Here is a 25,606-nt window from a genome sequence, read left to right on the forward strand (position 1 = left end):
AATTACATATTTCAAGGAATCAAAAAAATGAAACGAAAAATGTTTTTTATTTTATTTATTCTTTTATCAGTTTCGATTAATGCTCAAAGCGGTTGGAAAAATTTATTCAGCGGAAAAAATCTTGATGGATGGAAACAATTAAACGGCAATGCAAAATATTCGATTGTTAATGGTATGCTTGTCGGAGAAACCGTTCTTGGCTCTCCAAATAGTTTTCTCTGCACAACAGAAAAATTCGGCGATTTTATACTCGAATTTGAAACCAAGGTTGATACGAATTTAAATTCCGGCGTTCAGATAAGAAGCGAAAGTTATCCTGAATATCAGAGCGGAAGAGTTCACGGTTATCAGGTTGAGATCGATCCGTCAGCCCGAGCATGGAGCGGTGGAATTTATGATGAAGCCCGCCGACTTTGGCTTTACAGTCTTGAACGAAATGAACCGGGCAGAAAATCATTTAGAAATAATCAATGGAATAAATTCCGCGTTGAAGCTATCGGTAATTTAATTAGAGTTTGGGTTAACGATATTCCAACTGCAAATATAATCGACAACATGACACCGAAAGGGTTTATCGGTCTGCAAGTTCATAGTATTGGCAACGATAAAAAGTTGGAAGGAATAAAAGTGATGTGGAGAAATATCCGCATCATGACAACAAACCTTGATAAATATAAATCACCGGATAAAAATGAAATTCTACAGTTCAATTATATTCCCAATACTTTAACAGAGAGAGAAAAAAAAGATGGATGGGCTTTGCTCTGGGATGGAAAAACAACCAACGGCTGGCGCGGTGCAAAGCTTGAAAAATTTCCCGAGAAAGGTTGGGAAGTAAAGAACGGAATTTTATCTGTCCAAGCTTCATCGGGTGGTGAATCGGCTAACGGTGGCGATATAATAACAACGGGCACTTATAAAAATTTTGAATTGGAAGTTGATTTTAATTTAACTGAAGGAGCAAACAGCGGAATAAAATATTTTGTCGATCCGGAGTTGAATAAAGGTCCGGGCTCTGCCATCGGCTGTGAGTTTCAACTGCTTGACGACGATAAACACCCGGATGCAAAGCTGGGAGTCAAAGGAAACAGAACTCTCTCTTCGCTATATGATTTAATTCCTCCGGTTAACACTCGCTTTAACGGAATCGGTTTATGGAACAGAGCCAGAATAGTTGTAAAAGGAAATCATGTTGAACATTGGATGAACAATCAAAAAGTTGTTGAATATGAACGCAGTACGCAGATGTGGCGCGCACTTGTCGCGTATAGCAAGTATAAGGACTGGCCGAATTTCGGTGAGGCAAAAGAAGGATATATATTATTGCAAGATCACGGTAATGCAGTCTCGTTTAGAAACATCAAGATTAGAGTATTAAAATAAAAGTCTCTCTTCAAGAAAAATGATAAATAAAAATAGAACACGGATGACACAGATTAAACGGATTATCACAGATCAATCTTTGTAAATCCGCGTTTAATTAAACGATAACCAAGGAAAATAAAATGACAACACGAAGAGATTTTATTAAAAAAAGTGCGCTTGCGGCGGCGGGCGTTACAATAGGCGGAATTGGTTTATCCGCAAAAAGTTATGGAAGAATAAAAGGCGCAAACGATAGAATAAATTTTGCCATCATCGGTTTACACGGGCGTGCATATGCTCATCTTGAAGGCGCTAAGATGTGCAATAATACAATGGTCACTCATGTATGTGATGTTGATAAACGCGAACTCGATAAATTTGCGATCGAAACAGAAAAAAAATTCAATCAAGCTCCGATGAAAGAAAAAGATTTTCGCAAAATACTTGAATCGAAAGATGTTGATGCAATTACAATTGCAACACCGGAACATTGGCACGCGATTATGGCGATCATGGCATTGCAAGCGGGAAAACATGTTTACGTTGAAAAGCCGTCCAGCCACAATCCGTATGAAGGTGAGCTGCTGGTTCAAGCACAAAAAAAATATGGTAAACTTGTTCAGATGGGAAATCAGCAAAGGTCTTCCCCGCATACAATCGAGATCATGAAGAAAATTCAAGACGGTATAATCGGCAGACCGTATTTTGGAAAAGCTTGGTACAGCAATACGCGCACTTCTATCGGCGTCGGCAAAGTTGTTCCCGTTCCGGATTATCTTGATTGGGATCTATGGCAAGGTCCTGCACCGCGTAGAGAATATAAAGATAATATTCATCCTTACAATTGGCATTGGTTCTGGAATTGGGGAACCGGAGAAACATTAAATAACGGAACTCACGAAGTTGATCTCTGCCGGTGGGCTCTTGGCGTTGATTATCCAAACCGGGTTTCAGCTTCCGGCGGAAGGTATCATTTCAAAGATGATTGGGAATTTTACGATACACTTGTTACAAGTTACGAATATGACGATAAAATGATCACATGGGAAGGAATGAGCTGCCAAGGAAAACAATATTACGGAAGAGGCAGAGGCGCAACAATTCACGGTACAAAAGGAACTGTCTTGGTTGACCGGGACGGATATCAAGTTTTTACTTTAGATGATAAAAAAATTGATGAGTTCGATTTGTCAAACAAAACTACTACTCAAGATTTAGTTGGTATGGATACAATGACAATCCAGCATTTTCAAAATTTTATAAATGGAATAACTATGAATGAAAAACTTCATTCACCTATTGATGAAGGAAATATAAGCGTAACAATTCTTCAACTATCAAATATTGCTTGGAAGTTTAACCGCATTCTAAATTTAGATAAGAATACCGGTCATATTCTGAATGACAACGAAGCAGCGAAGTATTGGAGACGCAAATATGAAAAAGGCTGGGAACCTAAAGTTTAATCATATGAAAAAAATTAGCGGAGTTAAAAATGGAAAATAATCTAAAGAGACGTGATTTTATTAAGAGAAGCGCTATGGCAGGTGTTGGAATTGCAGTAAGCAGCGTTGCGCTCGCAGATGAGATTCAGCAAAAATTAAAGAGTCCGGCTAAAGTAGCGCCGGTGGCAAAGCCGATGGAAAAAGTTAGGATCGGTTATGTGGGAGTCGGCGGACAAGGAACAGATCATGTTTCTAATCTGCTTAAGATTAAAGGCGCTGAGATTGTTGCCGTGTGCGATATAGTTGAAGCTCATGCAGCAAGAGCTCAAGAGATGATTGTAAAAGCCGGATTTAAAAAACCTGAACTATATACAAAAAGTGAAACTGATTTTAAGCGCTTATGCCAGCGTGATGATATTGATCTTGTTTATTCCGCTCTTCCTTGGGAATGGCATGTACCTGTTTGTCTTGAGGCAATGAACAACGGTAAACATACCGCTACTGAAGTTCCAGCAGCTAACACAATTGAAGATTGCTGGAAACTTGTTGAGACTTCGGAAAAAACCGGGAAGTATTGTATCATGATGGAGAACTGCAATTACGATAAAACAGAAATGATGATTTTGAATATGGTGAAGAAAGGATTGTTCGGCGAGCTGCTTCATACTGAATGCGGTTATCTTCACGATCTCCGGGCAGTTAAGCATGATCTTGAAGGTGAAGGTCTCTGGAGACGCGCCCATGCTATGAAACGGAACGGTGATTTTTATCCCACACACGGACTCGGACCAATCGCACAGTGCCTCGACATTAACCGCGGAAATTATTTTGATTATCTCGTATCGTTCGGCACAAAAACACGCGGACTTCATCTTTATGCTGAAAAAAGATTCGGTGCGGATAGCCCGCAAGCAAAAGAAAAATTTGTTCTAAGCGATGTGGTTACGACACTTATTAAAACTATGAACGACGAGACAATTCTTATAACACACGATACAAGTTCTCCGCGTCCTTACAGCAGAGATATTTATGTTCAAGGGACTAAAGGATTAGTTAGAAAATATCCGGAACAAAAAATTTATATTGAGGAAGAAGGCAAACCGGACGCTTGGGAAAAAATTGATGAGTATATGAAGAAGTACGAACATCCAATCTGGGTTGATCTTGAAGAAAAAAGTAAAGGTGCGGGACACGGCGGAATGGATTTTATAGAAGATTATAGATTGGTAAATGCTCTCTTAAAAGGTGTTGAGCCCGATATGGATGTTTATGACGCCGCTGTTATTAGTGCAGTTTGTGAACTGAGCGAAAAATCAATAAAGCAAAAAGGGATGCCTCAAAAATTTCCGGATTTCACTCGCGGTATGTGGAAGAAGAAAAGAGAATTGATGGTGATGTAAACGCGGCACTTATCGATCAAACATAGATGAGACTGATATATAAGATACATCAGAATCCATCGGTGGGAATCCGCTCGATCTGTGTTATTCGTGTTCTATTACTATAAACGGTAAACCATTCATTAGGAATATTATTTTCCTATCTTGCTTTTGTAAATATCAAACAGTGAGACTGTAATGAAAAAACTTACTATCGTTCTCGTACTCACATGTTTAGCAATCATACTACCTCAGCAGTCAGGCAACAATAAAAACAGAAACTTTACATTCATAAAATCAACAGACTCACCAGAACAAATAATTTCAAAAGCGGCTAATGTTGTTCCAACACAGCAGCAATACAACTGGCAGAAGATGGAGTTGATTGCTTTCGCGCATTTCGGTATGAACACATTTACAGAAAACGAATGGGGTGCCGGCAAAGAAGATCCGAAATTATTTAAGCCAACCAATTTCGACGCACGGCAATGGATTCGCACATTTAAAAATGCCGGAATAAAAATGCTGATCCTAACCGTGAAGCATCACGACGGATTCTGCTTATGGCCGAGTAAATACACAGAGCATAGTGTAAAAAATTCTCTTTGGAAAAACGGAAAAGGCGACGTCGTTCGCGAAGTATCACATGCTTGCAAAGAATTCGGTTTGAAGTTCGGAGTTTATCTTTCTCCTTGGGACCGAAACAATCCGGATTACGGAGATTCACCGAAGTACAATGAATATTTTTGCAATCAACTGCGGGAACTTCTTACAAATTACGGCGAGATAACCGAAGTCTGGTTCGACGGCGCAAACGGAGAAGGTCCGAACGGGAAAAAACAAGTTTACGATTGGCAATCTTATTACAAAGTGATACGCGAACTTCAGCCGAATGCGGTAATATTCGGAATGGCGCCGGATATAAGATGGGTAGGAACGGAATCCGGTTACGGAAGAGTGACTGAATGGAGTGTTATTCCGATTGATCTTTCAAAGATGGATGAAAAAATTGCGTCTGAGAAAAAACCGCTTGATGAAATTTACCAACCGCACGATATAATGGGTGAAGACCTTGGAAGTAGAGAAAAAATTTCAAAAGCTAATGGCTTGTTCTGGTATCCTGCCGAAACAGATGTTTCAATTCGTCCAGGATGGTTTTACCGTTCTTCACAAGATACTTTGGTAAAATCGCCGGAAAAATTAGTTGATATTTATTTCAACTCAGTCGGTCGCAATAGTGTTCTGCTTCTAAACGTTCCTCCGGATAAACGCGGATTGTTAACAGATTACGATATAAAAAGTTTGATGGGAATGAAACAGCTTCTTAATAAAACCTTTAGAACAAATCTGGCTATAAATGCAAAAATAAAATCCGCAGGCATGAAGGAAATATTTAATGCGTCTCTCCTAATTGATAATAGCACATACTGGGCAACAATAGGAACACTCGATACCGCATCAATCGAGTTCATTCTTCCAAAGGAAAATAGATTTGATGTTGCTATGCTTCAGGAAGAAATACGTGTGGGGCAGAGAATCGAAAAATTTCATCTCGATTTTTGGAATGGAACTGATTGGATAAAATTTGCGGATGGGACAACTGTAGGCTATAAAAGACTGTTTCATTTCAAACCAATAAAAACAAATAGAGTTAGACTTGTAATTGAACAATCACGATTGAACCCGACAATTTCCAACTTCGGTTTGTATAAGTCGGCCGAATAACAAAAGGAAATCATCATGAAAAATAATTTCTTCCCTTCACTCATGATTTTAATCTTACTTTTTTTCTACAACATTTCCGCTCAAGAGTATCTTCAAAAATATTATCCGGAAACCGATCCGCTTGTGCTCAAGCAATTGGAAAAATGGCAGGATATTAAATTCGGTTTGCTGATGCACTGGGGTCCATATTCTCAATGGGGTGTTGTTGAGTCATGGTCGATCTGTTCTGAGGACGAGGGCTGGGAAAGAAGAAAGATTGATAATTACGTTGAATACAAAAAACAATATGAGGGATTGAAGAAAACTTTCAACCCGACAAAATTTGATCCGGATAAATGGGCGCTTGCGGCAAAAGAAGCCGGGATGAGATATGTTGTATTCACAACCAAACATCACGACGGATTTTCGATGTTTGATACCAAACAGACAAATTTTAAAATCACCGATCCCGAATGTGCATTCAGTACAAATCCCAAAGCGAATGTAACAAAAGAAATTTTTGATGCTTTCCGCAAACAAGGATTCATGACCGGGGCTTATTTTTCAAAACCGGATTGGCATAACGAAAATTATTGGTGGCCGAATTTTGCAACTCCCGACCGCAATGTAAATTATAATATTCCGACTTATCCCGACCGATGGAAAAATTTTGTTGAGTTCACACACAATCAAATTATGGAACTGATGACAGATTATGGGAGAATTGATATCCTCTGGCTGGACGGCGGCTGGGTAAGAATTAAAACCGACGAAGAAGTTAAAGTACAAATGCTCTCTGCAAAATATGCTACCCGTCCCCAGAGCCAGGATATAAATATGCCGGAGCTTGTCCGCAAAGCAAGAGAAAAACAACCGGGATTAATTGTGGTCGACCGCGCCGTTGAAGGACCATATCAGAATTATCTTACACCGGAAAATCAAATTCCGGGAAAACTGCTTCCCTATCCGTGGGAATCATGTATTATCATGGGCGGCGGTTGGAGTTACACGTTCAATGCGAAATATAAAAGTGCCCATGAGTTGATAAATATGCTTGTCGATATTGTATCTAAAGGTGGAAATCTCTTATTGAACATTGCTCCCTCTCCCGAAGGAACATGGGACGATGAAGCTTATGCGAGATTGAAAGAACTTGGCGCGTGGATGAAAATTAACGATGAAGCAATTTATAACACACGTCCGGTAGCACCATACAGGGAAGGAAAAATTTGTTTTACTCGCCTGAAAGACGGAACGACTTACGCCATTTACCTTGCAGACGAAAATGAAAAAACTATTCCGTCAGAAATTAAATTCCCTTCTTCCGTTGTTGGAGACAAAACAAAAATTGCTTTGCTCGGTTCAAAAAATAAATTAAAATTGGAAAAAATAGGAACAGAATTTATAGTTAGAATACCGGAATCATTACAAAAAGATCCGCCGTGTGAACACGCGTGGGTAATTAAAATTTCTTCAAATTAATTTATGAACGAACAACTGCAGAAAAAATATCCCGAGATTCAATTTGCAAGCGACAGATCACTTTTAGTTAAGCTGGGAGATGAAATATCACGTGAGATTCATGAAAGCGTTTTTAAATTATTTTTGACGATCCGTTCTGCAGGAATCCGCGGTATCCAATCAATTCATCCGGCGTATAATTCAATTCTAATCACTTTTGATTCTTTCTTGATTCATCCTCATGATATACATGATAGAGTAAAATCATTATTTACAAAAGAAAGTCCGGTTAATATTCCTGCTTCAAGAATGATTGAAATTCCAGTTTGTTATGATGAAGAATTTGCGCCGGATATTTCTGTTGTTGCCGAACATAATTCTCTTACAACGGAACAAGTGATTCAACTTCATTCTCGCCCGGAATATTTAGTTTATTTTTTAGGATTCTCGCCCGGGTTTCCGTATCTGGGAGAGATGCCGAAAGAGATTGCTACTCCACGGTTACTAACACCAAGAATAAAAGTACCTGCCGGGAGCGTTGCAATCGGCGGTGATCATACCGGAATTTATCCTCTCTCTTCACCTGGTGGATGGAATATTATCGGCAGAACACCGTTACGGCTTTTTTCACCGGAGAAAGAAGATCCGACATTTTTAAAGATGGGCGACAGAATAAAATTTGTTCCAATAACGAAAAATAAATTCGAACATCAAAAAGAAGTGTCTGAGAAATTAGAATAATTGTCTTTGCGATCCCGATGAAATCGGGAGAAGCAAACTAAAAATAGTTTCTTATAAGAAATTGAAATTGCTTCGTTATTTCCCCGAAGGGACTCCTTCGGGAAATTCCCCGCAATGACAATTATGAAATAATTTTAGAGGTCAGGAAAAGATTAATTATGCCGTTAATGAAAGTAATCAAACCTGGATTTCAATCTACAATTCAAGATTTGGGAAGATTTGGTTTTTCTGATCTCGGCATATCTATCTCCGGAGCCGCTGATGTGGTGTCATTTAGAATTGGTAATCTATTACTCGGTAACGAAGAAAGCTCGTCTGCAATTGAAATGACTTTAGTAGGCGGAGAATTTTTATTCGATTCAGATACGATTATTGCAATTACAGGTTCCGACTTTCAACCGACCATAGACAGAATTGAAATACCATTATGGACTTCAATTTTTGTAAGATCGGGACAAACAATTAGTTTTGGCGCAACACAGTCGGGCGCAAGATGCTATCTTTGTATTAAAGGCGGATTTGAAATTGATAATATTCTTGGAAGCTTCTCGACACATCTTCTAACAAGCATTGGCGGATACAAAGGGCGGGTATTATTATCAAATGATGAAATAAATTATGCCGGATGTAATTTCAAATACCTTCAACCACTAAAGGTGAAAAGAGAAATAGCGCTTGAATTAATGACACGCGAAAAAATATTCATTACAAATGCTCCTCAAACCGATAACTTTTCTCCCGAAACTCTTAATCTGTTTTCTTCATCGGTTTACTCCGTAAGTGAAGAAACAAACCGGATGGGTCTTAGACTCACCGGTCCAATGTTAGAAGGCATCAACAAGCAAGATATTATTACCGAAGGAGTATCGTTAGGCGCAATACAAGTTTCACATGACGGTAATCCGATTATTTTATTCGTTGAACATCAAACAACCGGCGGTTATCCTAAAATTGCGAATGTGATCTCGGCTCATCTTCACAAAGTCGGGCAACTTCGCCCGCGCGATGAAATTCAATTCTCATTTGTATCGATCGAAAAAGCATACGAGATGAGAATGCATCTTGAATCGTTAATTTCACCAATGTCTTTAACCCTGGCATGAAATCAAACTTGGAACACTGGTCAAAATCAATACGGTCCTATCAATGGAAAACTTTATTTGCCGCGCAGCTGGGCTGGATGCTCGATGCAATGGATATAATGTTCTATGCATTCGCACTTACAGCAATTCAAAGTGAATTTAAATTAAGTTCTGCCGAAGCCGGTGCGCTTGCATCGGTTACTTTAATTGCATCTGCAATCGGGGGAATTTTCTTTGGTACACTTGCAGATAAAATCGGAAGAGCGCGTGCATTGGTATTCTCAATAATCAGTTATTCAATTTTTACCGCAATGACCGCGACTGCACAATCAATCGCCTGGCTTATATTATGGAGAACTCTTGTTGGATTTGGAATGGGCGGCGAATGGTCTGCCGGCTCGGTTTTAGTTTCTGAATCATGGCCGACTGAACACCGGGGCAAAGCGATAGGAATTATGCAGTCAGGCTGGGCAATCGGATACATTTTAGCCGCTATTATTTCTGCTGTGATACTTCCTCAATTTGGGTGGAGGATTTTATTTGTAGTTGGAATTCTTCCTGCATTTTTAACATTATGGATCCGTAGGAATGTACCGGAGCCTGAAATCTGGATTCGGAATAAAGAAAATCGAAAAAGTAAGATGACTGATTCGCTTTTAATTATTTTTAAAAAACCGTTACTCAAAAAAACTTTGACAGCATCATTGCTTACGACTTCAGTTCTCTTTGCTTACTGGGGTTTATTTACCTGGATGCCAACTTTTCTTTCTAAACCGGTTGAACAAGGTGGAGCCGGTTTGGGAATTGTAAAAAGTTCAACATGGATTGTACCGATGCAGATCGGTGCGTTCTTCGGTTATTTATCATTCGGGTTTCTTGCGGACCGTTTCGGAAGAAGACCAGTATTTCTCACATTCTTAATTGCGGCTGCGCTGCTTGTTCCGCTCTATGGACAGCTCGCGCGTCATGAAATTCTGTTGTTGGTGATCGGACCATTTATTGGATTTTTTGGACACGGATATTTCAGTGTCTTCGGCGCAATGCTTGCCGAACTTTTCCCGACAAACATCCGTGGCACCGCTCAGGGCTTTACATATAATATTGGAAGGGCTTTTAGTGCTTTAGCCCCGTTTATAATCGGCGCACTCGCGGATAATTACGGAATCGGAAGTGCGTTTGCGCTAACAGCGTTTTTCTTTTTGCTTGGCGCAGTAATTATATTTCTATTGCCTGAAACAAAGGGACAGCAACTCACTTGAGGTAATGTTTGAAAAGGGTTATTGATATTAATTCCGATGTTGGCGAAAGACCCGAGGCGTTAGTCTGCGGAATTGAAGAAAAACTTATTGGATTAATTTCATCTACAAGCATTGCTTGCGGCGGGCACGCAGGCGATGCTCATTCAATTCTTGAAATAATGAAACTTTGTAAAAAATATGATGTTGGAATCGGCGCACACCCGTCGTATCCCGATCGGTTAAATTTTGGCAGGAGCGAATTAAATCTTTCTGCTGAAGAGATTACGCAATTTGTTTATTACCAGATAGAATCGTTTGTTCGGATTGCAGATGCAAATGGATTTGAAGTCAATCATATAAAACCTCACGGTGCTCTCTACAATGTTGCGGCTAAAGATGAAAAAACCGCCATAGCTATTTCAAACGGAATTTCTAAAATCAGCAAGAAATTTATTCTTTATGGTCTGGCAAACTCAATAATGATTGATGTCTGGCGAAATGAAGGATTTAATGTTGCGGCAGAAGCATTTGCAGACCGCCGTTACGAAGATGACGGCTCACTCCGTTCAAGAAATTTTTTTGACGCTGTCTATTCCGATCCGGAAGAAGCGGCACAGCAGGCGCTTCTTATTGCCAAGGAAGGAAAAATTCTCTCCCGCAGCGGTCTAGAAATACCAATTGATGCCGATACGATTTGTATTCATAGCGATACAGAAAATTCACTTGAAATGATTAAAGAAATCAGAAATAAATTTTTAGAATCGGGAATAGGAATTTCTCGAATATAGTTTCAACACTAAGAATTGTTAAAGCTACACGTTTCAAGCAGCGAGTGTTACAAACACGTCATTACGAGTCCCGCCATTGCGGGACGAAGTAATCTCTTATCAAAGATTGCTTCTTCCGCTAAAGCGGGATCGCAATGACAATAATGCGCTCCACAGGGCTTGAATTAAAACTACGGACCTTTTATGAAAAACATTTTATTTTCATTAATACTTTTATGTGTAACACTAGCTGCTCAAACTCCTAAACACACATTTTCTCTATCGACTGATAATTTTCTTCTCGATGGGAAACCGTTCCAAATGATAAGCGGTGAAATCCATCCGGCTAGAGTTCCAAAAGAATATTGGCGGCACCGGATTCAAATGGCAAAAGCAATGGGATGCAATACGATTGCCGCATACATTTTCTGGAATTATCACGAATCATCTCCAGGCAAATTTGATTTTAAAACCGGGAACCGGGACATATCACGCTTTATCAAAATTGCGCAGGATGAAGGAATGTGGGTTCTACTGCGACCGGGTCCATATGTCTGCGCTGAATGGGACTTCGGCGGAATTCCTCCTTATCTTTTAAAAATTCCCGATATAAAAGTTAGGTGTATGGATCCGCGATACATGAAAGCGGTTGAGAGATACATCAATACATTTTCAAAAATTGTTAAACCGCTTCTTATTACAAACGGCGGACCGATCTTGATGGTTCAGATTGAAAACGAGTATGGAAGTTACGGCAATGATAAAAATTATCTTGAAGCTTTGCGGAATATCTGGTTGAAAAACGGTATTAATGTTCCGTTCTATACTGCTGACGGCGCAACACCTTACATGCTTGAAGCCGGAAACATTGACGGCGCCGCAATCGGTTTAGATAGCGGCTCCAACGAAAATGATTTTGAACAGGCGAAGAAAAGAAATCCAAATGTACCGGCATTCAGCAGCGAAACTTATCCGGGTTGGTTAACTCATTGGGGCGAAAAATGGGCACGACCGGATACAACAGATTTGATGAAGGAAGTAAAATTTCTAATGGACAATAAAAAGTCGTTCAACTTTTACGTTGTGCATGGCGGAACAAATTTTGGATTTACTGCAGGAGCCAATTCCGGTAGTAAAGGTTACGAGCCCGATCTAACAAGTTATGACTATGATGCGCCGATTAACGAACAAGGATCTCCCACACCAAAATATTTTGCGTTGAGAGATCTTATTTCCAAGTACGTTGGAAAACTTCCGGAGATACCAAAACCAATTCAAACAATCGAGATTCCCGGAATTAAAATGGAATCATTTTCAAGCGTGTGGGATAATCTACCCAAATCAATCTGGTCGGTTCAGCCCAAACCGATGGAAGCATATGATCAGTATGAAGGCTTTATATTATACAAAACAAAATTGATCGGGCATAAAAACGGAAAACTTACAATCACCGAACTTCATGACTATGCAACAATTTTTCTAAATGGGAAATATATCGGTAAACTAGATAGACGCGAAGCAGAAAAGACAATCGATATTCCCATGAGTGATGTTAAAGATCCGGTCCTCGAAATTTTTGTTGAGGCGATGGGAAGAATTAATTTTGCCCAGCAGTTGATTGATAGAAAAGGAATTACCGACCGGGTTACTCTTAACGGAATGGCTTTGATGAATTGGGAAGTTTGCAACCTTTCATTTAATTCGAGATACATTCAATCAATCAAGCAATCGACAATAACTCAAGATAGACCCGGAATATTTTTTAAAGGAACATTTGAACTTTCCAAAACCGGCGACACATATATCGATATGAGCAATTATAAAAAAGGCGTAGTGTTTTTGAACGGAAACAATCTGGGTCGTTATTGGGAAATCGGACCGCAGAAAAGATTGTACTGCCCTGCTCCATTCTTGAAAAAAGGAAAAAATGAGATTGTTGTATTCGATCTTCTTGCATTAAAAAGTGAATTAATTAGCGGCAAAAAAAACTAGGGGATTAGGTTTTTGTACTAAATAAAAGGTATTAACATGAAATATTTTTCTAAAATAATTTTTTTGTTCTTATTCTCTTTCATCATACACGCACAAGAGACCAAGAATGTCCAGCCGATAAAAGTGGCGTGTATAGGGAATAGCATTACCTATGGCTCCGGCATTGCAGACAGAGAAAAAAATTCATATCCGGCTGTATTGGGTAGAATTCTTGGTGATGGTTACGACGTTAAAAATTTCGGAGTCAGCGGAAGAACACTTTTAAGAAAAGGTGATTTTCCATACTGGAACGAAAAGACCTATCAAGACGCTCTTGAATTCTTACCTGACATAGTAGTTATTAAATTGGGCACAAATGATTCCAAGCCGCAGAATTGGAAATACAAAGATGAGTTTGAAAAAGATTACGTCGATTTGATTGATTCATTTAAAAAACTAAAATCGAATCCGAAAATTTTTATATGCAAACCTGTCCCCGCATTTCATACTGCCTGGGGAATTAATGATTCTGTAATTGTAAACGAGATGATTCCAATGATTGAAAATATTAGTAGAGAAAAGAATGTGGAGATTATCGATTTATACGCACCGTTCAAAGATCAAGGAAATTTATTTTCCGATGGAATTCATCCGAATAAAGACGGTGCGGTAATGCTGGCAAAAGAAATTTATAAGGCAATTATCAAATAATACTTTAATCAGAATTTAATATTACCACACGCCAAGCTCTTGCGCATCGGTCACTATTGGAATATTGCTTCGCTCAATATAAAGTGATGCGGCGGAAGAAAATGATGAGGGGAACGTATCTGTTCTATATTCAATTTTAAGAGTTGCTCTCGCTCCGCTTTCATTCAACTCGAACAAACCGTAATATGTTACTTGGTTGGATGTGAACGTGAATTGATGCGAGGCATTATCTACGGTCCATGATCCTTCATAAACATGCTGACCGGTTCCACCGTTATCTGCCGCAATAATTTTTTTCCCTTTGTAATATTGGTTATCCGCATCAATCAAAGTGAGAATATCCGGAGCGCCGCCGGCGCCCCATTTGCTTTTTAGAAGCCATTCACCTGCAATTGTATTTTTGTGATATTTATGAAACAATAATTGATTTGTGAGATACGGTTCGGCCGGGTGATTGCTTCCTGCATCTTTCCCCAAAGAAAGATAAGGTTGAATTACGTTCGCATAATAAGCCTGCTCAAGAGATTCTCTAATATCAGTTCTTAAATAATCAAAAGGAGAAACGTAAGAGCTGCTCGAGCCGGCAGATTCTCCGTCATTCCGGTTTTTATCATTCAACATAAATTCTGCGCTTTGCATCGCTCCGTAAGTAAGCCCATAACAAACCGGATCGCCGGCTTTAACTTGCTGTCCGACTGAAACCAGTGGAGTTTTTACCTCCATGTGTTTTCCGATTAAGCCGTTGTTATATTCGATAGTAATAAAGTATTCGCCGCCCATGTCTTCTATTCTGGTTACCTTGCCATCAGCCCAACTCCTCACGGGAATGCCAAGTATAATATCGATCCACACATGATCAAGCCCTTCCGGGTGTCCTCCTTGATGAGAACCGAATGCGCCTATTCCCCCGCCAGGCCCTAATACAATCTGACCAACTAATGCCGGAAGCTGAAGCCGCGTAGAAGATCCCCATGATGGAACCGGCTGTGTTATTGTTCCGTAAACCCAGTCCGGAGTACGAATAGGAATCGGTTCAACGGGATTCTCCTTTTTGCATCCTAACATAATTACGAGAAAACAAATTAAAATTGGATTTTTACTTTTTTTCATATCTCATTATCGAAGTTGTGAGATGATATTTGAATTTTTCTCCCCTCATATTTAGTCGAAGTTTGGTCTTCCTCAAATAATAACTTAGATTTATCTTTACGCATACAACAAATAAACACGGCTAAGAATTCAAAGAAAAATTACCCTAATAACTTCAGGATAAAATCATGGCAAAGATTGTTAAAACCAAACTCGGTCTCATTTTATTCTTTTTAATTATTGCATCCTCTCTAAATGCAAAAGAGATTATTCTTAATTCTCCCGACAAAAAATTGGAAATGCGAATCAATGTTACCGATGTGATAAGATATTCCGTGTACAAAAACGGTCAAGTTATTATTCAACCTTCTCAAATCTCTTTAACGCTTGCCGATAACCTCGTACTCGGTGCGAATGTTAAACTTAAGGACGAGAAATGGAGAACCGTTAATGATGTTCTGAAACCGGTTGTCAGGCAGAAGTTCGAAACTATAGTCGATAATTTTAATGAGTTGACACTTTCCTTCGATGGGAATTATTTTTTGATATTTCGCATGTATAATGATGGAGCGGCATACCGATTCCGGACAAATTTTAAAAATGATATTACAGTATACAGTGAACGGGCGGAGTTCAATTTCGGAAAAAATTATAAAATATTTTTCCCGGAAGAAAAAAGTTTTTATTCTCATTCGGAGCGGGAGTATTTAAATATTCCAATCAGCCAGATTACGCCAAAACGTTTTTGTTCTTTGCCGGCTCTTGTTCAACTTGAGAGCAATATTAAAGTCGCAATCACTGAAGCCGATCTTGAAGATTATTGCGGAATGTATTTGACCGGCTCTGAAAATAATTCTGAAATGTTGATCGGAATTTTCCCGGAATATCCCGAAAAAGATTCCGTTACGAGCGATAGAGATCTAGTTGTAACAAAGCGTGCCGGTTATTTAGCAAAAACAAAAGGTAATAGAAATTTTCCGTGGCGCGTAATTATGGTTTCCGAAAAAGACGGCGATCTAATTGAAAGCACAATTGTTTACAAACTTGCAAAACCGGAAGATAAGAATCTTGACTTCTCATGGGTAAAGCCGGGCAAGGTTGCATGGGATTGGTGGAACGCAAACAATATTTATAATGTGGATTTCCGTGCCGGCATCAATACACAGACTTATAAATATTACATCGATTTCGCTTCGAAGTTTGGAATTGAATATATAATTCTTGACGAGGGATGGTACAAACTTGGTAATTTACTTCAAGTGGAGCCCGATATGAATATTGAAGAACTGGTTCAATATGGTAAGCAGAAAAATCTCGGTGTAATCTTATGGATGTCGTGGCTTACACTCAACAACCAGCTTGAAGATGCAATGAATCAAATTGTTAAATGGGGCGCTGCTGGAATAAAAGTAGATTTCATGCAGCGTGACGATCAATGGATGGTAAATTATTATTATAAGATTGCAGCAGAAGCGGCGAAAAGAAAATTACTGGTTGATTTCCACGGCGCATATAAACCTACCGGACTGTATAGAACATTTCCAAATGTTGTAACAAGCGAAGGAGTACGCGGACTCGAACAAAGCAAGTGGAGTGATTATGCCAATCCATTAATGGCTGTTACAATTCCCTTTATTCGAATGTTTGCCGGACCGGTTGATTACACTCCCGGTGCAATGATAAACGGAACAAAGAATAATTTTAAACCGATTTTCAATCAACCGATGAGTCAAGGCACGCGCTGCCAGCAGCTTGCAATGTATGTAATTTATGAAAGTCCATTACAGATGCTCGCAGACAATCCAACAAATTATTATAAAGAGCCGGAGTGTATGGAATTTCTTTCTGCCGTACCTGTTCAATGGGATGACACAAAAATTCTTGATGCGAAAGTAAGTGAGTATGTTTTGGCAGCAAGAAGGAATGGAGAAAAATGGTTTCTCGGCGCAATGACTAATTGGACACCTCGCGATTTAACAATTGATTTTTCATTCATGCTTGATGGTGAATATAAAATTACAATCTGGAAAGACGGTATCAATGCGGATAGAAATGCGGATGATTACAAAAAGATTTCTCAAAAGGTAAACAAGAATACAAAATTAGATATTCATCTTGCACCTGGTGGCGGATGGGTTGGGATTATAAGTAAATAAGTTGTAGGGACAACTCGTGAGTTGTCCCAATGAAAATATTTATAGTTTTATCTCGGCCAGAGCCAGCCGAAAACGCCTGCAGTAAGAAGAGCGTATATTAAACCATCTATCATAGATTTAATAGTTGTACTCCAAGATCTCCCGTACCAGATTGAATGCTGCAAAAGCGCAAGTGAATACCCCATAAAAGCGCTTGCCCCAACAAACCTGAAAACTTGTAAGTAATTGGCATCGAATGGAAGTGCGCGGCTTGCAATGTAAGCGGCAAAAAATCCTACAACAACAGAATAGAGAAACCAGAGAGACATTGTCATTCCCATATTCCACATTTCATTAGGTCTTACCGTTACGATCATAACGGGACCTTTCTTTATTTTGTCTTTATACTCTTGTGATTTCATCTCATCTGTTCCGGCGGGACGGGGAACCATATAATCTCCGGGCGGAATTTTAAATGGACGGAGTGTGTCCATTACTTTGTCCTGTTCGGGCAATTTAAGATAGTCATTCTTATGCCATGGTAAAAACATGTGTATTATGGAACTTACTATGAAAACTACTACTGCGGATAGGAGGATTGGTAGCCAGAGTGTGGTTAATTCTGTCATTGTAATTCTCCTTATAAAATTATGGAATGATAATCTTTATCATGCCTTCATTAATGTAAATATTATTTAATTATTTAAAGGGGTTTCGTTTACAACATAGTAAATTGAATTACTTAGCTCAAGAAAATTCTTTACTACTCAACTAATCAATGACTATTTTAGAGCCATAAATTCAATTTTATCATGAATAGAGAAAGGAATAAAAATGTTCTCAACCGTTAGATACTTTATAAAAACCAGCATAGCATTCCTTGTGTTGGGAATTCTTACCGGTCTTTATATGATCATTGCACGTTATTATTTTAATACATGGCCGCCGCCCGATCTAGTTTCGGCACACACACATATTATCCTTGTCGGGGCGGTGATGATGATGATAATGGGTGTTGCTTTATGGTTCTTTCCACGCCCGGAAAAAGACGACAAATTTTATAAACCAAATTTAATTCTTGCGGCTTATTTCATAATTACTATTTCAACCGCATTAAGATTTATTATTCAGATAATTACTTCGTTCGGACAAGTAAATGACTTAATAAAATTATTGCTTCTACTTTCCTCGGTAGGTCAAGTTCTTGGAATCATAATTTTCTTTGTTTCAATCTGGGGAAGGATAAGATCGGTTGGAAGCCATATAAGAGAAGCGAAAGGCGAAAAGTTTTAAAAAATAATAATGGAAACCTTATGTCATCGCGAAGAGATTTTATTAAGAAGGGCGGACTAGCGCTTGCTGGAATTGCAATCACAAAAGATTTAACTGCACGTGAAGTAACAATTCCATCAAATTCGTTTTTTTCCTCAAATAATTTTATAAGTAAACGTCCAGAACAAAGCCAGCGGAAATTCATAAGCGATTCTGTGGAAGCGAAAATTGCGGAAGTAAAAAATGATATTGCCGATCCGGAACTCGCTTGGCTTTTCGAAAATTGCTATCCCAACACACTCGATACTACTGTTACACATAAAATCATAAACGGCAAACCGGATACTTTTGTTATTACCGGCGACATTAACGCAATGTGGCTGCGCGATTCAACGGCACAAGTTTGGCCCTATCTTCCACTGACGTTGGATGACAAGAAATTACGCGATTTGATTGCCGGAGTAATCAACCGGCAGACAAAGTGTATTCTCATTGATCCATACGCGAATGCATTCAACGACGGTCCAAAAGGAAGTTACTGGGATTCAGATGAAACGGAAATGAAACCGGAACTTCACGAACGGAAATGGGAGATTGATTCGTTGTGTTACCCAGTCCGCTTAGCTTACGGATATTGGAAAACAACCGGAGATACTTCTTTATTCGATGAAGATTGGAAGAGTGCCATGAAACTGATCCTCAAAACATTTAAAGAGCAGCAGCGTAAAGAAAATTTAGGGCCTTATAAATTCGGTAGAAAAACTTCATGGCAGCTCGATACACTCGCCGGCGGCGGCTCTGGTAATCCGGTTAAGCCGGTTGGATTGATCTGCTCAATGTTCCGTCCTTCCGATGACGCGACGACATTTCCATTTTTAGTTCCGTCAAACTTCTTTGCGGTCAAAACTTTAAGACAACTAACAGAATTATTCGACGAAGTTATTCAAGATAAAAACACTGCGTTTGAATTTATGATGCTTGGTGATGAAATTGAGGAAGCTCTTCAAAAATATGCTTTGGCGGAACATTTAGATTTTGGAAAAATATTTCCTTATGAAGTTGACGGCTTCGGCAATAAACTTTTTATGGATGACGCAAACGTTCCAAGTTTATTATCTCTTCCCTATTTAGATGCAGTTGATCTGAATGACGAGTTCTATCAGAATACAAGAAAATTTTTGTTCAGCGAGAATAATCCATACTTCTTCAAAGGAAAAGCAGGAGAAGGAATTGGAGGACCGCATGCCGGATTCGGCAAAATATGGAACTTGAGTATTATCATGCGCGGATTGACGAGCAAAAACGAAAATGAAATTTTAGATTGTCTTAAGACATTGAAATCTACACATGCCAATACAGGTTTCATGCACGAATCATTCGACAAAGACGATTCTTCAAAATTCTCCCGCTCATGGTTTGCATGGGCTAATACATTGTTCGGCGAGTTAATTATTAACGTGCATTCTAAGATGCCGCAATTGTTGAAAACAAAATTTTAACTACTAATAACGGATATCAAAATGAAAACAAAATTAATTCTCATCATTGCTTTTTTAGCTGTTCAAAATTTTTCCGCCCATACTCCTTTTGATCGCTTGGATAATTCAGAAAAAATAGACAAAGCCGTTTATGCAGAAAAAGTTAAAACCGAATTCCTTCATGCATGGAATGCGTATAAAAAATATGCATGGGGACACGACCAGTTAAAACCTCTCAGCAAAAGTTACCGCGACTGGTACGGCGAAGGTCAATCCTTGTTAATGACTCCGGTTGACGCATTTGATACAATGGTATTAATGGGTTTGAAGAAAGAATCCGAAGAAGCCAAACAACTTATTTTTGACAAACTTTCATTCGATAAAAATCTTTTCGTACAAAATTTTGAAGTTACAATCAGACTTCTCGGCGGATTGCTTTCCGCATATCAACTTGACGGCGATAAAAGATTTTTAGATTTAGCAGAAGATCTCGGCAAACGTTTGCTTCCTGTATTTAATTCACCCACCGGAATGCCTTACATAAATGTCAATCTCAAAACCGGCGAGACTAAGGGAAAGATTAACAATCCGGCTGAAATAGGAACGCTGACTTTAGAGTTCGGAACATTGAGCAAATTAACCGGAAACCAAATCTATTTTGAAAAAGCAAAAAAAGCAGTTGTCGAATTATTTAACCGGAGATCTAAAATTGGATTAGTCGGAACTACGATTGATGTTGAAACGGGCGAATGGAAAAATACTTCAAGCCATATCAGCGGAATGATTGATTCGTATTATGAATATCTGCTGAAAGCATGGAAGCTTTTTGGCGATAAGGATTTTAAAATTATGTACGAGAAAAGCATTGCCGCGGTAAATAAATACTTAGCCGACAAAACCGAAACCGGTTTATGGTATTGTCAGGCTGATATGAATACCGGAAAACAAATTTCTCAAAACTACGGTGCGCTCGATGCTTTTCTTCCAGCTGTTTTAGTTTTAGGTGGTGATTTAAAACATGCCGTCCAATTGCAAGAATCAATTTATAAAATGTGGATGATGAACGGAATTGAACCTGAAGAATTTGATTACAAGACCAACAAAGTAACTTACCCTAATTATGTTCTGCGGCCGGAGGCAATTGAATCTGCTTTTTATCTATATCAATTTACAAAAGACGAGAAATATCTTCAGATGGGAAAAACATTTTTTGATAGTATTGTTAAATACTGCAGAATCGACGACGGTTACGCTGCGCTTAAAAGTGTAGTTACAAAAGAGAAAAGCGATCAGATGGAAAGCTTCTTCTTTGCCGAGACTCTAAAATATTGTTACCTCTTTTTTGCCCCGGATGGAACTATTGACTTAAGTAAAATTGTTTTTAACACAGAAGCGCATCCATTGAGAAATATTTGGAAATAGATGAAAGAGATAACAAAAAAATATACGAACGGTGAAGTAACCGTTGTTTGGAAACCAAATATATGTATTCATTCGGCAATCTGTTTCACCGGGTTGCCGCAAGTTTTCGATCCAAGAAACCGTCCGTGGATTAATATTGGCGCAGCGGGTACAGAAAGAATTGTTAATCAAGTTAAACAATGTCCCTCCGGTGCATTAAGCTTTTATATGAATGCCGCCGAGCAGCTAAACACCGATACAAAAGACGACGCGGAGATTATAATTGAGGCAACTCCAAATGGGCCGCTCCTGGTCTATGGAAATCTTTTAGTAAAAGAGGGCAACGGCAAGGAAGAGAAGAAAACGAATGTGACTGCATTCTGCAGATGCGGAGGCTCAAACAACAAACCATATTGCGACGGCACACATAAAATGAACGGCTTTACCGGATGATGAAAAATAAAATTGTTCTGATTACCGGTTCCACGGATGGAATTGGAAAGCAGACTGCAATAGAATTGGCATTACTCGGTGCGCATGTTATTGTTCACGGTAGAAATAAAACCCGCGTTGAAAAAACTGTTGAAGAATTGAAAATAGAGAATGACGCTCTTAGAATTGACGGATTCACTTTCGACTTATCATCACTTCACCAGGTAAAGCAATTTTCCGACACAATAAAAAATCAATTCGATCACGTTGATGTATTAATTAATAATGCCGGTGTTTATTTAAAGAATAAAACGTTGAGTGATGACGGGTTCGAAATGACTTTTGCGGTGAATCATCTTTCTCATTTTCTGCTTACAAATGAATTGCTTCCGCTGCTCAAGAGAAGTAATGAGGGAAGAATTATTCATGTGAGTTCGATGGCTCATCAGAATGCAAAACTTGATTGGAATAATCTTAATTCTGAAAAATATTATGATGGTTACGGAGTTTATTCTCTTTCCAAGCTTGCCAACATTATTTTTTCAAAAGAGCTTTCGGAAAGATTAAACGGCTCAAATGTAACATCAAATTCACTTCACCCCGGAGTTATAACAACCAAACTGCTGGCAGCGGGCTTTAACATAAGCGGTTCTTCTGTTAAAAGGGGGGCGGAAAATTCTGTCTTTCTGGCATCAGCTCGCGAAGTAAAAAATACAACCGGAAAATATTTTGTCGATAAAAAAATATCACGTTATAATTCGATTGTTGATGATGAATCTGTGCGGAAAAAAATTTGGGAAATCAGCAGCGAAATGACTGGAATTAATTAAAGCTCTATTCTTGTTATAACACCGTGCAATTTTTGATAAGGCAATTGTAAGAATTGAACAAAGTTTGGAGTAACCCGTTTTATAAATGCAAAGAGTTTCAAGAACGGGCGTTTTGCATATATGTCGTCGACGCCGTAGAACATAACCTTCGGATCAATATTAGCTTCCTTTAAAATTTTTGGTACATCCATTCTTTCCATATAACCGACTTGAATTTCAAGTCCCGATAATCCATCTGTAATCTCCGGAACAAATAATTTTTGAACTCCAAACGGTTTGTCCATCGTAACGATTGACGCTAAAATATTCTGCTCATAAATAATACTCCCGCGAATTGTACAGTGAATCATATAAGGCGGAATCATATCTAAACTTTTAGTAAAAAAGAGAGCCGTACCGGGTAAATATTTTCCTGTATCATAAAGTTGATTGAAACTTTCAAGGTAAGTATCAATTGGAAGAGAGCGGAATGAGCGGTAAACAGCTTTGTTTCCGAATGTCCAAAGAAAGATTGTTGCAAATGGTATCATAGCAATAATAATTGACCAATAACCGCCATGCGGAATCTTTGTAAAAACAGCTAATAAAAAAACCAGATTAATAACAAACACAAAGAGTGCTATAAAATATTTCAGTTTATCTTTTCTTCTCGAAAAGATCCAGATCATAAAAAATGTGCTGGATGTCATTGTTGCCGTAACGGCAAATCCGTAAGCCGCCGCTAAATTTTTAGAACCTCTGAATACCAGAATCATTAATATGACTGCAATAAGTAATCCAAAATTTACGGCGCCAATATAGATTTGCGATTTAATATGGCTCGACGTGTATTTCACTCTCATCAAAGGAAAAATATGCGTTCGTATTCCTTGATAGACAAGTGAGAATACCGCACTGATCATTGCCTGAGATGCAATTATAGTTGCGAACAATGTTAATATTAAAAACGGTATGTAAAGAAATTCCGACTGGTTTTTAACCATGGCGAACAAAATATTAATTTGTTCATCGCGTTGTTCACCACTTGCAATGATAAACGCTCCTTGCCCAAAATAATTTATAACAAGCGCGAAGAAGACAAAATACCAGGATCGTCTTATCGGTGTTCTTCCCAGATGTCCCATATCAGCATAAAGTGCTTCTCCTCCTGTAGCACATAATATAACTTCGGATAGTACAATGATCCCGCTGAATCCGTGATGAACTAAAAAATTAATTCCGTAATAAGGGTTTAGCGCAATACCAATCCCGGGATTATGAATCAACGAAAAGAATCCGGTTAGAAAAAGGGAAAGAAACCAAATCACCATTATTGGGCCGAATGAAGAAGCAACTTTATCTGTTCCCCGCGATTGAACTGAAAAAAGCAAAACCGATATTCCGATAGTTATTAGAACAACTGTGTTCTGAGAGATATGACCTATGCCGGGAATTAATTCCAAACCTTCGACAGCAGAAAGAATACTTATAGCTGGTGTAATAACTCCATCACCCATTAACAAGGAAACGCCGACGAATCCTAAAAAAGTAACGAAGATCATGGATCTGCCTGACTTGAGTGAACTGTGTAAAATTTCTTTCAGTACAATTGTCCCACCTTCTCCTTTCGAACTTAAACTCATTGCTAGAAAAGTATACTGAACTGTTACTAGAATTATTAGAGTCCAGAAGATAAGCGATAGAATACCAACAACATTTTGAGGTGTCGGTGGAGTTAAGACAAATATTACCGTGAGTGTATAGATAGGGCTTGTTCCGATATCTCCGAAAACCAACCCCATAGCCTTTACAAGGTCACTTAAAGAACTACCAGGGAGTTCCTTAGAGCTCATGTTACTTTTTTAAGTATTTGGTGGAAAATCTTATGTTTAGTACAGATCAACTGAAAAGGATCGCATAGAAAAGATACCCGACTGCAACTAAAACGCTGAAGCCTAATATTGACATTAATAAATAGAATGCAACATTATTTAAAGTCTTTTTTTGATCAACGATTTCCATCTATTACCTCTTTATTTTATAACTTAGCCGTGAATAAAACCAACTGCTATTATTGAATACACAAAAGATAGTTATTATTTTTATTCAATAAAAATCACGCCCGAAAAGATTTTGTTATTTATTGCTGAGACTTCAGCATTTTTTCAAGGTTAAAATATGCGTCTATTCCAACTTGTACAGGAACACCGAAAGGGAATCGCTTTCGTTGCAATGCTTATCTTAATTGAAAATGTTGCGTGGGTTGTTGAGCCAACTTTATTTGGAAATTTGATTGATGCGTTTCTTAAAAGAGCAGAGATGAAAATTCCAGCCGATAAGTACGCACATATTATTCCATTAATTTTTTGGATTACTGCTTACTTAATTAATTCCGGAAGCGGAACTTTGCGGCGCAGATTTGAAACGCGTGTATTTCAAAAAATTTATGTTGAGCTTGTTACTAAAATTGCTGAGAGCGGAAACAAAGCCGGGCTCGATAGTTCGGTTATTGCCGGACGCGCCCACCTTTCTCAAGAATATGTTTCATTTGTTCAGTACAGAGTGCCCGAACTTGCCGAGCAATCAATTGCTATTTTAGGTGCTGTTATTGCTCTTTCTTTTTTTGATTGGAGAATTTCAGTTGTATGTCTCTTTATTTCAATTCCTTTAATAGTTTTAAGCGTTTTATATAGCAAAAATGTTGTTAAACTTCATTCAGACCTGCACGATAAATTCGAATCAGTCTATGATATATTTGCTAAAAAAGAGTCTGCACAAGTTAAAACTATATATCAGTCAATGGCGACAACTCAAGAAAAGATTGCTACATGGGGTGCATTTAATTTTGGTGTGATGAGATTTGTCCTTCTCTTAATATTTCTATTCGTTCTCTACATTGCAATTGATCTTGATGATTTTTCTCTTGGAAATATTTATTCAATTGTTGCATACTTATGGACTTTTGTGACATCGGTTGAATACATACCTGAATTAATGGAAAGCAGAACATCCTTAAAGGAATTATCAAGCAGACTTAAAATGGATTTATATTGAAAAACTTTTGTCCGACATGGTGATTCTTAACTATATCCAACTTCAAATATTATTAAAAATATCGGATCGATC

Annotated in this window: 22 protein-coding genes; 18 read left to right on the forward strand and 4 right to left on the reverse strand. The window is 38.5% G+C overall.

What is annotated here, in order from left to right; genetic code table 11:
- Nucleotides 1–27: 27 nt before the first annotated feature.
- The 11 genes from NTX65_08560 to NTX65_08610 all read left to right on the forward strand — a co-directional run bounded on the left by NTX65_08560 (nucleotide 28) and on the right by NTX65_08610 (nucleotide 13,864).
- Nucleotides 28–1,383: a DUF1080 domain-containing protein gene (locus NTX65_08560; GenBank protein ID MCX6169378.1), complete on the forward strand. Its 1,356-nt coding sequence runs from the start codon at nucleotides 28–30 to the stop codon at nucleotides 1,381–1,383.
- Between the two features lie 122 nt (nucleotides 1,384–1,505).
- Complete coding sequence (locus NTX65_08565) at nucleotides 1,506–2,831, forward strand: Gfo/Idh/MocA family oxidoreductase (GenBank protein MCX6169379.1); 1,326 nt, start codon at nucleotides 1,506–1,508, stop codon at nucleotides 2,829–2,831.
- A 29-nt stretch (nucleotides 2,832–2,860) separates the two neighbouring features.
- Entirely contained in the window at nucleotides 2,861–4,210 is a 1,350-nt protein-coding gene (locus tag NTX65_08570) for a Gfo/Idh/MocA family oxidoreductase (GenBank protein ID MCX6169380.1), read from the forward strand.
- A 177-nt stretch (nucleotides 4,211–4,387) separates the two neighbouring features.
- Nucleotides 4,388–5,914, forward strand: coding sequence for an alpha-L-fucosidase (locus tag NTX65_08575; GenBank protein ID MCX6169381.1), 1,527 nt, complete (start codon nucleotides 4,388–4,390; stop codon nucleotides 5,912–5,914).
- Nucleotides 5,915–5,929: 15 nt separating this feature from the next.
- Nucleotides 5,930–7,375: an alpha-L-fucosidase gene (locus tag NTX65_08580; GenBank protein ID MCX6169382.1), complete on the forward strand. Its 1,446-nt coding sequence runs from the start codon at nucleotides 5,930–5,932 to the stop codon at nucleotides 7,373–7,375.
- A 3-nt stretch (nucleotides 7,376–7,378) separates the two neighbouring features.
- Complete coding sequence (gene pxpB / locus NTX65_08585) at nucleotides 7,379–8,095, forward strand: 5-oxoprolinase subunit PxpB (protein MCX6169383.1); 717 nt, start codon at nucleotides 7,379–7,381, stop codon at nucleotides 8,093–8,095.
- A gap of 158 nt (nucleotides 8,096–8,253) precedes the next feature.
- A complete protein-coding gene (locus NTX65_08590) occupies nucleotides 8,254–9,198 on the forward strand; it encodes a biotin-dependent carboxyltransferase family protein (GenBank protein MCX6169384.1) in 945 nt (314 codons plus the stop codon).
- A gap of 8 nt (nucleotides 9,199–9,206) precedes the next feature.
- Nucleotides 9,207–10,436, forward strand: a complete 1,230-nt coding sequence (locus tag NTX65_08595; GenBank protein MCX6169385.1) for an MFS transporter — start codon at nucleotides 9,207–9,209, stop codon at nucleotides 10,434–10,436.
- A gap of 8 nt (nucleotides 10,437–10,444) precedes the next feature.
- Complete coding sequence (pxpA, locus tag NTX65_08600; GenBank protein ID MCX6169386.1) at nucleotides 10,445–11,203, forward strand: 5-oxoprolinase subunit PxpA; 759 nt, start codon at nucleotides 10,445–10,447, stop codon at nucleotides 11,201–11,203.
- Nucleotides 11,204–11,386: 183 nt separating this feature from the next.
- Entirely contained in the window at nucleotides 11,387–13,174 is a 1,788-nt protein-coding gene (locus NTX65_08605) for a beta-galactosidase (GenBank protein ID MCX6169387.1), read from the forward strand.
- Between the two features lie 36 nt (nucleotides 13,175–13,210).
- Nucleotides 13,211–13,864, forward strand: coding sequence for a GDSL-type esterase/lipase family protein (locus NTX65_08610; GenBank protein MCX6169388.1), 654 nt, complete (start codon nucleotides 13,211–13,213; stop codon nucleotides 13,862–13,864).
- A 21-nt stretch (nucleotides 13,865–13,885) separates the two neighbouring features.
- On the opposite strand, the gene NTX65_08615 is transcribed toward NTX65_08610, so the two are convergent.
- Nucleotides 13,886–14,974: a M23 family metallopeptidase gene (locus NTX65_08615; protein ID MCX6169389.1), complete on the reverse strand. Its 1,089-nt coding sequence runs from the start codon at nucleotides 14,972–14,974 to the stop codon at nucleotides 13,886–13,888.
- 167 nt (nucleotides 14,975–15,141) lie between these two features.
- Between NTX65_08615 and NTX65_08620 the strand changes: the two genes are divergently transcribed.
- Nucleotides 15,142–17,109 carry a glycoside hydrolase family 97 protein gene (locus NTX65_08620; protein MCX6169390.1) on the forward strand — a complete coding sequence of 656 codons (1,968 nt, stop codon included), beginning with the start codon at nucleotides 15,142–15,144 and terminating at the stop codon, nucleotides 17,107–17,109.
- A gap of 47 nt (nucleotides 17,110–17,156) precedes the next feature.
- Here the strand turns inward: NTX65_08620 and NTX65_08625 are convergent, their stop codons facing one another.
- Complete coding sequence (locus NTX65_08625; GenBank protein ID MCX6169391.1) at nucleotides 17,157–17,717, reverse strand: hypothetical protein; 561 nt, start codon at nucleotides 17,715–17,717, stop codon at nucleotides 17,157–17,159.
- A gap of 205 nt (nucleotides 17,718–17,922) precedes the next feature.
- On the opposite strand from NTX65_08625, the gene NTX65_08630 reads away from it, so the two are divergent.
- Genes NTX65_08630 through NTX65_08650 form a run of 5 tightly spaced genes read left to right on the forward strand, consistent with a single transcriptional unit; the run spans nucleotide 17,923 to nucleotide 22,501 of the window.
- Nucleotides 17,923–18,381 (forward strand): cbb3-type cytochrome c oxidase subunit I, encoded by a 459-nt coding sequence (locus NTX65_08630; protein ID MCX6169392.1) that lies wholly within the window; start codon nucleotides 17,923–17,925, stop codon nucleotides 18,379–18,381.
- A 20-nt stretch (nucleotides 18,382–18,401) separates the two neighbouring features.
- Nucleotides 18,402–19,859, forward strand: a complete 1,458-nt coding sequence (locus NTX65_08635; protein MCX6169393.1) for a glycoside hydrolase family 125 protein — start codon at nucleotides 18,402–18,404, stop codon at nucleotides 19,857–19,859.
- Between the two features lie 21 nt (nucleotides 19,860–19,880).
- On the forward strand, nucleotides 19,881–21,260 hold the full coding sequence (locus tag NTX65_08640; GenBank protein MCX6169394.1) for a glycoside hydrolase family 47 protein: 1,380 nt from the start codon (nucleotides 19,881–19,883) through the stop codon (nucleotides 21,258–21,260).
- Nucleotides 21,261–21,692: a (4Fe-4S)-binding protein gene (locus NTX65_08645; protein MCX6169395.1), complete on the forward strand. Its 432-nt coding sequence runs from the start codon at nucleotides 21,261–21,263 to the stop codon at nucleotides 21,690–21,692.
- Nucleotides 21,689–22,501, forward strand: a complete 813-nt coding sequence (locus NTX65_08650; GenBank protein ID MCX6169396.1) for an SDR family oxidoreductase — start codon at nucleotides 21,689–21,691, stop codon at nucleotides 22,499–22,501. The genes NTX65_08645 and NTX65_08650 overlap by 4 nt, the downstream gene beginning before the upstream one ends.
- Here the strand turns inward: NTX65_08650 and NTX65_08655 are convergent.
- Nucleotides 22,498–24,333: a KUP/HAK/KT family potassium transporter gene (locus NTX65_08655; GenBank protein ID MCX6169397.1), complete on the reverse strand. Its 1,836-nt coding sequence runs from the start codon at nucleotides 24,331–24,333 to the stop codon at nucleotides 22,498–22,500. The genes NTX65_08650 and NTX65_08655 overlap by 4 nt on opposite strands.
- Before the next feature lie 46 nt (nucleotides 24,334–24,379).
- Nucleotides 24,380–24,502 carry a hypothetical protein gene (locus NTX65_08660; protein ID MCX6169398.1) on the reverse strand — a complete coding sequence of 41 codons (123 nt, stop codon included), beginning with the start codon at nucleotides 24,500–24,502 and terminating at the stop codon, nucleotides 24,380–24,382.
- A gap of 156 nt (nucleotides 24,503–24,658) precedes the next feature.
- On the opposite strand from NTX65_08660, the gene NTX65_08665 reads away from it, so the two are divergent.
- Nucleotides 24,659–25,534, forward strand: coding sequence for an ABC transporter six-transmembrane domain-containing protein (locus tag NTX65_08665; protein MCX6169399.1), 876 nt, complete (start codon nucleotides 24,659–24,661; stop codon nucleotides 25,532–25,534).
- Nucleotides 25,535–25,606: the final 72 nt, after the last annotated feature.

The organism is Ignavibacteriales bacterium (assembly GCA_026390795.1).
Classification (GTDB): domain Bacteria; phylum Bacteroidota; class Ignavibacteria; order Ignavibacteriales; family Melioribacteraceae; genus Fen-1258.

Excerpts from the sequence above, each read along its gene's own strand:
- NTX65_08560 (MCX6169378.1), top strand. The coding sequence starts at position 28 with ATGAAACGAAAAATGTTTTTTATTTTATTTATTCTTTTATCAGTTTCG.
- NTX65_08565 (MCX6169379.1), top strand. The coding sequence starts at position 1,506 with ATGACAACACGAAGAGATTTTATTAAAAAAAGTGCGCTTGCGGCGGCG.
- NTX65_08570 (MCX6169380.1), top strand. The coding sequence starts at position 2,861 with ATGGAAAATAATCTAAAGAGACGTGATTTTATTAAGAGAAGCGCTATG.
- NTX65_08575 (MCX6169381.1), top strand. The coding sequence starts at position 4,388 with ATGAAAAAACTTACTATCGTTCTCGTACTCACATGTTTAGCAATCATA.
- NTX65_08580 (MCX6169382.1), top strand. The coding sequence starts at position 5,930 with ATGAAAAATAATTTCTTCCCTTCACTCATGATTTTAATCTTACTTTTT.
- pxpB (MCX6169383.1), top strand. The coding sequence starts at position 7,379 with ATGAACGAACAACTGCAGAAAAAATATCCCGAGATTCAATTTGCAAGC.
- NTX65_08590 (MCX6169384.1), top strand. The coding sequence starts at position 8,254 with ATGCCGTTAATGAAAGTAATCAAACCTGGATTTCAATCTACAATTCAA.
- NTX65_08605 (MCX6169387.1), top strand. The coding sequence starts at position 11,387 with ATGAAAAACATTTTATTTTCATTAATACTTTTATGTGTAACACTAGCT.
- NTX65_08610 (MCX6169388.1), top strand. The coding sequence starts at position 13,211 with ATGAAATATTTTTCTAAAATAATTTTTTTGTTCTTATTCTCTTTCATC.
- NTX65_08615 (MCX6169389.1), bottom strand. The coding sequence starts at position 14,974 with ATGAAAAAAAGTAAAAATCCAATTTTAATTTGTTTTCTCGTAATTATG.
- NTX65_08620 (MCX6169390.1), top strand. The coding sequence starts at position 15,142 with ATGGCAAAGATTGTTAAAACCAAACTCGGTCTCATTTTATTCTTTTTA.
- NTX65_08625 (MCX6169391.1), bottom strand. The coding sequence starts at position 17,717 with ATGACAGAATTAACCACACTCTGGCTACCAATCCTCCTATCCGCAGTA.
- NTX65_08630 (MCX6169392.1), top strand. The coding sequence starts at position 17,923 with ATGTTCTCAACCGTTAGATACTTTATAAAAACCAGCATAGCATTCCTT.
- NTX65_08635 (MCX6169393.1), top strand. The coding sequence starts at position 18,402 with ATGTCATCGCGAAGAGATTTTATTAAGAAGGGCGGACTAGCGCTTGCT.
- NTX65_08640 (MCX6169394.1), top strand. The coding sequence starts at position 19,881 with ATGAAAACAAAATTAATTCTCATCATTGCTTTTTTAGCTGTTCAAAAT.
- NTX65_08645 (MCX6169395.1), top strand. The coding sequence starts at position 21,261 with ATGAAAGAGATAACAAAAAAATATACGAACGGTGAAGTAACCGTTGTT.
- NTX65_08650 (MCX6169396.1), top strand. The coding sequence starts at position 21,689 with ATGATGAAAAATAAAATTGTTCTGATTACCGGTTCCACGGATGGAATT.
- NTX65_08655 (MCX6169397.1), bottom strand. The coding sequence starts at position 24,333 with ATGAGCTCTAAGGAACTCCCTGGTAGTTCTTTAAGTGACCTTGTAAAG.
- NTX65_08660 (MCX6169398.1), bottom strand. The coding sequence starts at position 24,502 with ATGGAAATCGTTGATCAAAAAAAGACTTTAAATAATGTTGCATTCTAT.
- NTX65_08665 (MCX6169399.1), top strand. The coding sequence starts at position 24,659 with ATGCGTCTATTCCAACTTGTACAGGAACACCGAAAGGGAATCGCTTTC.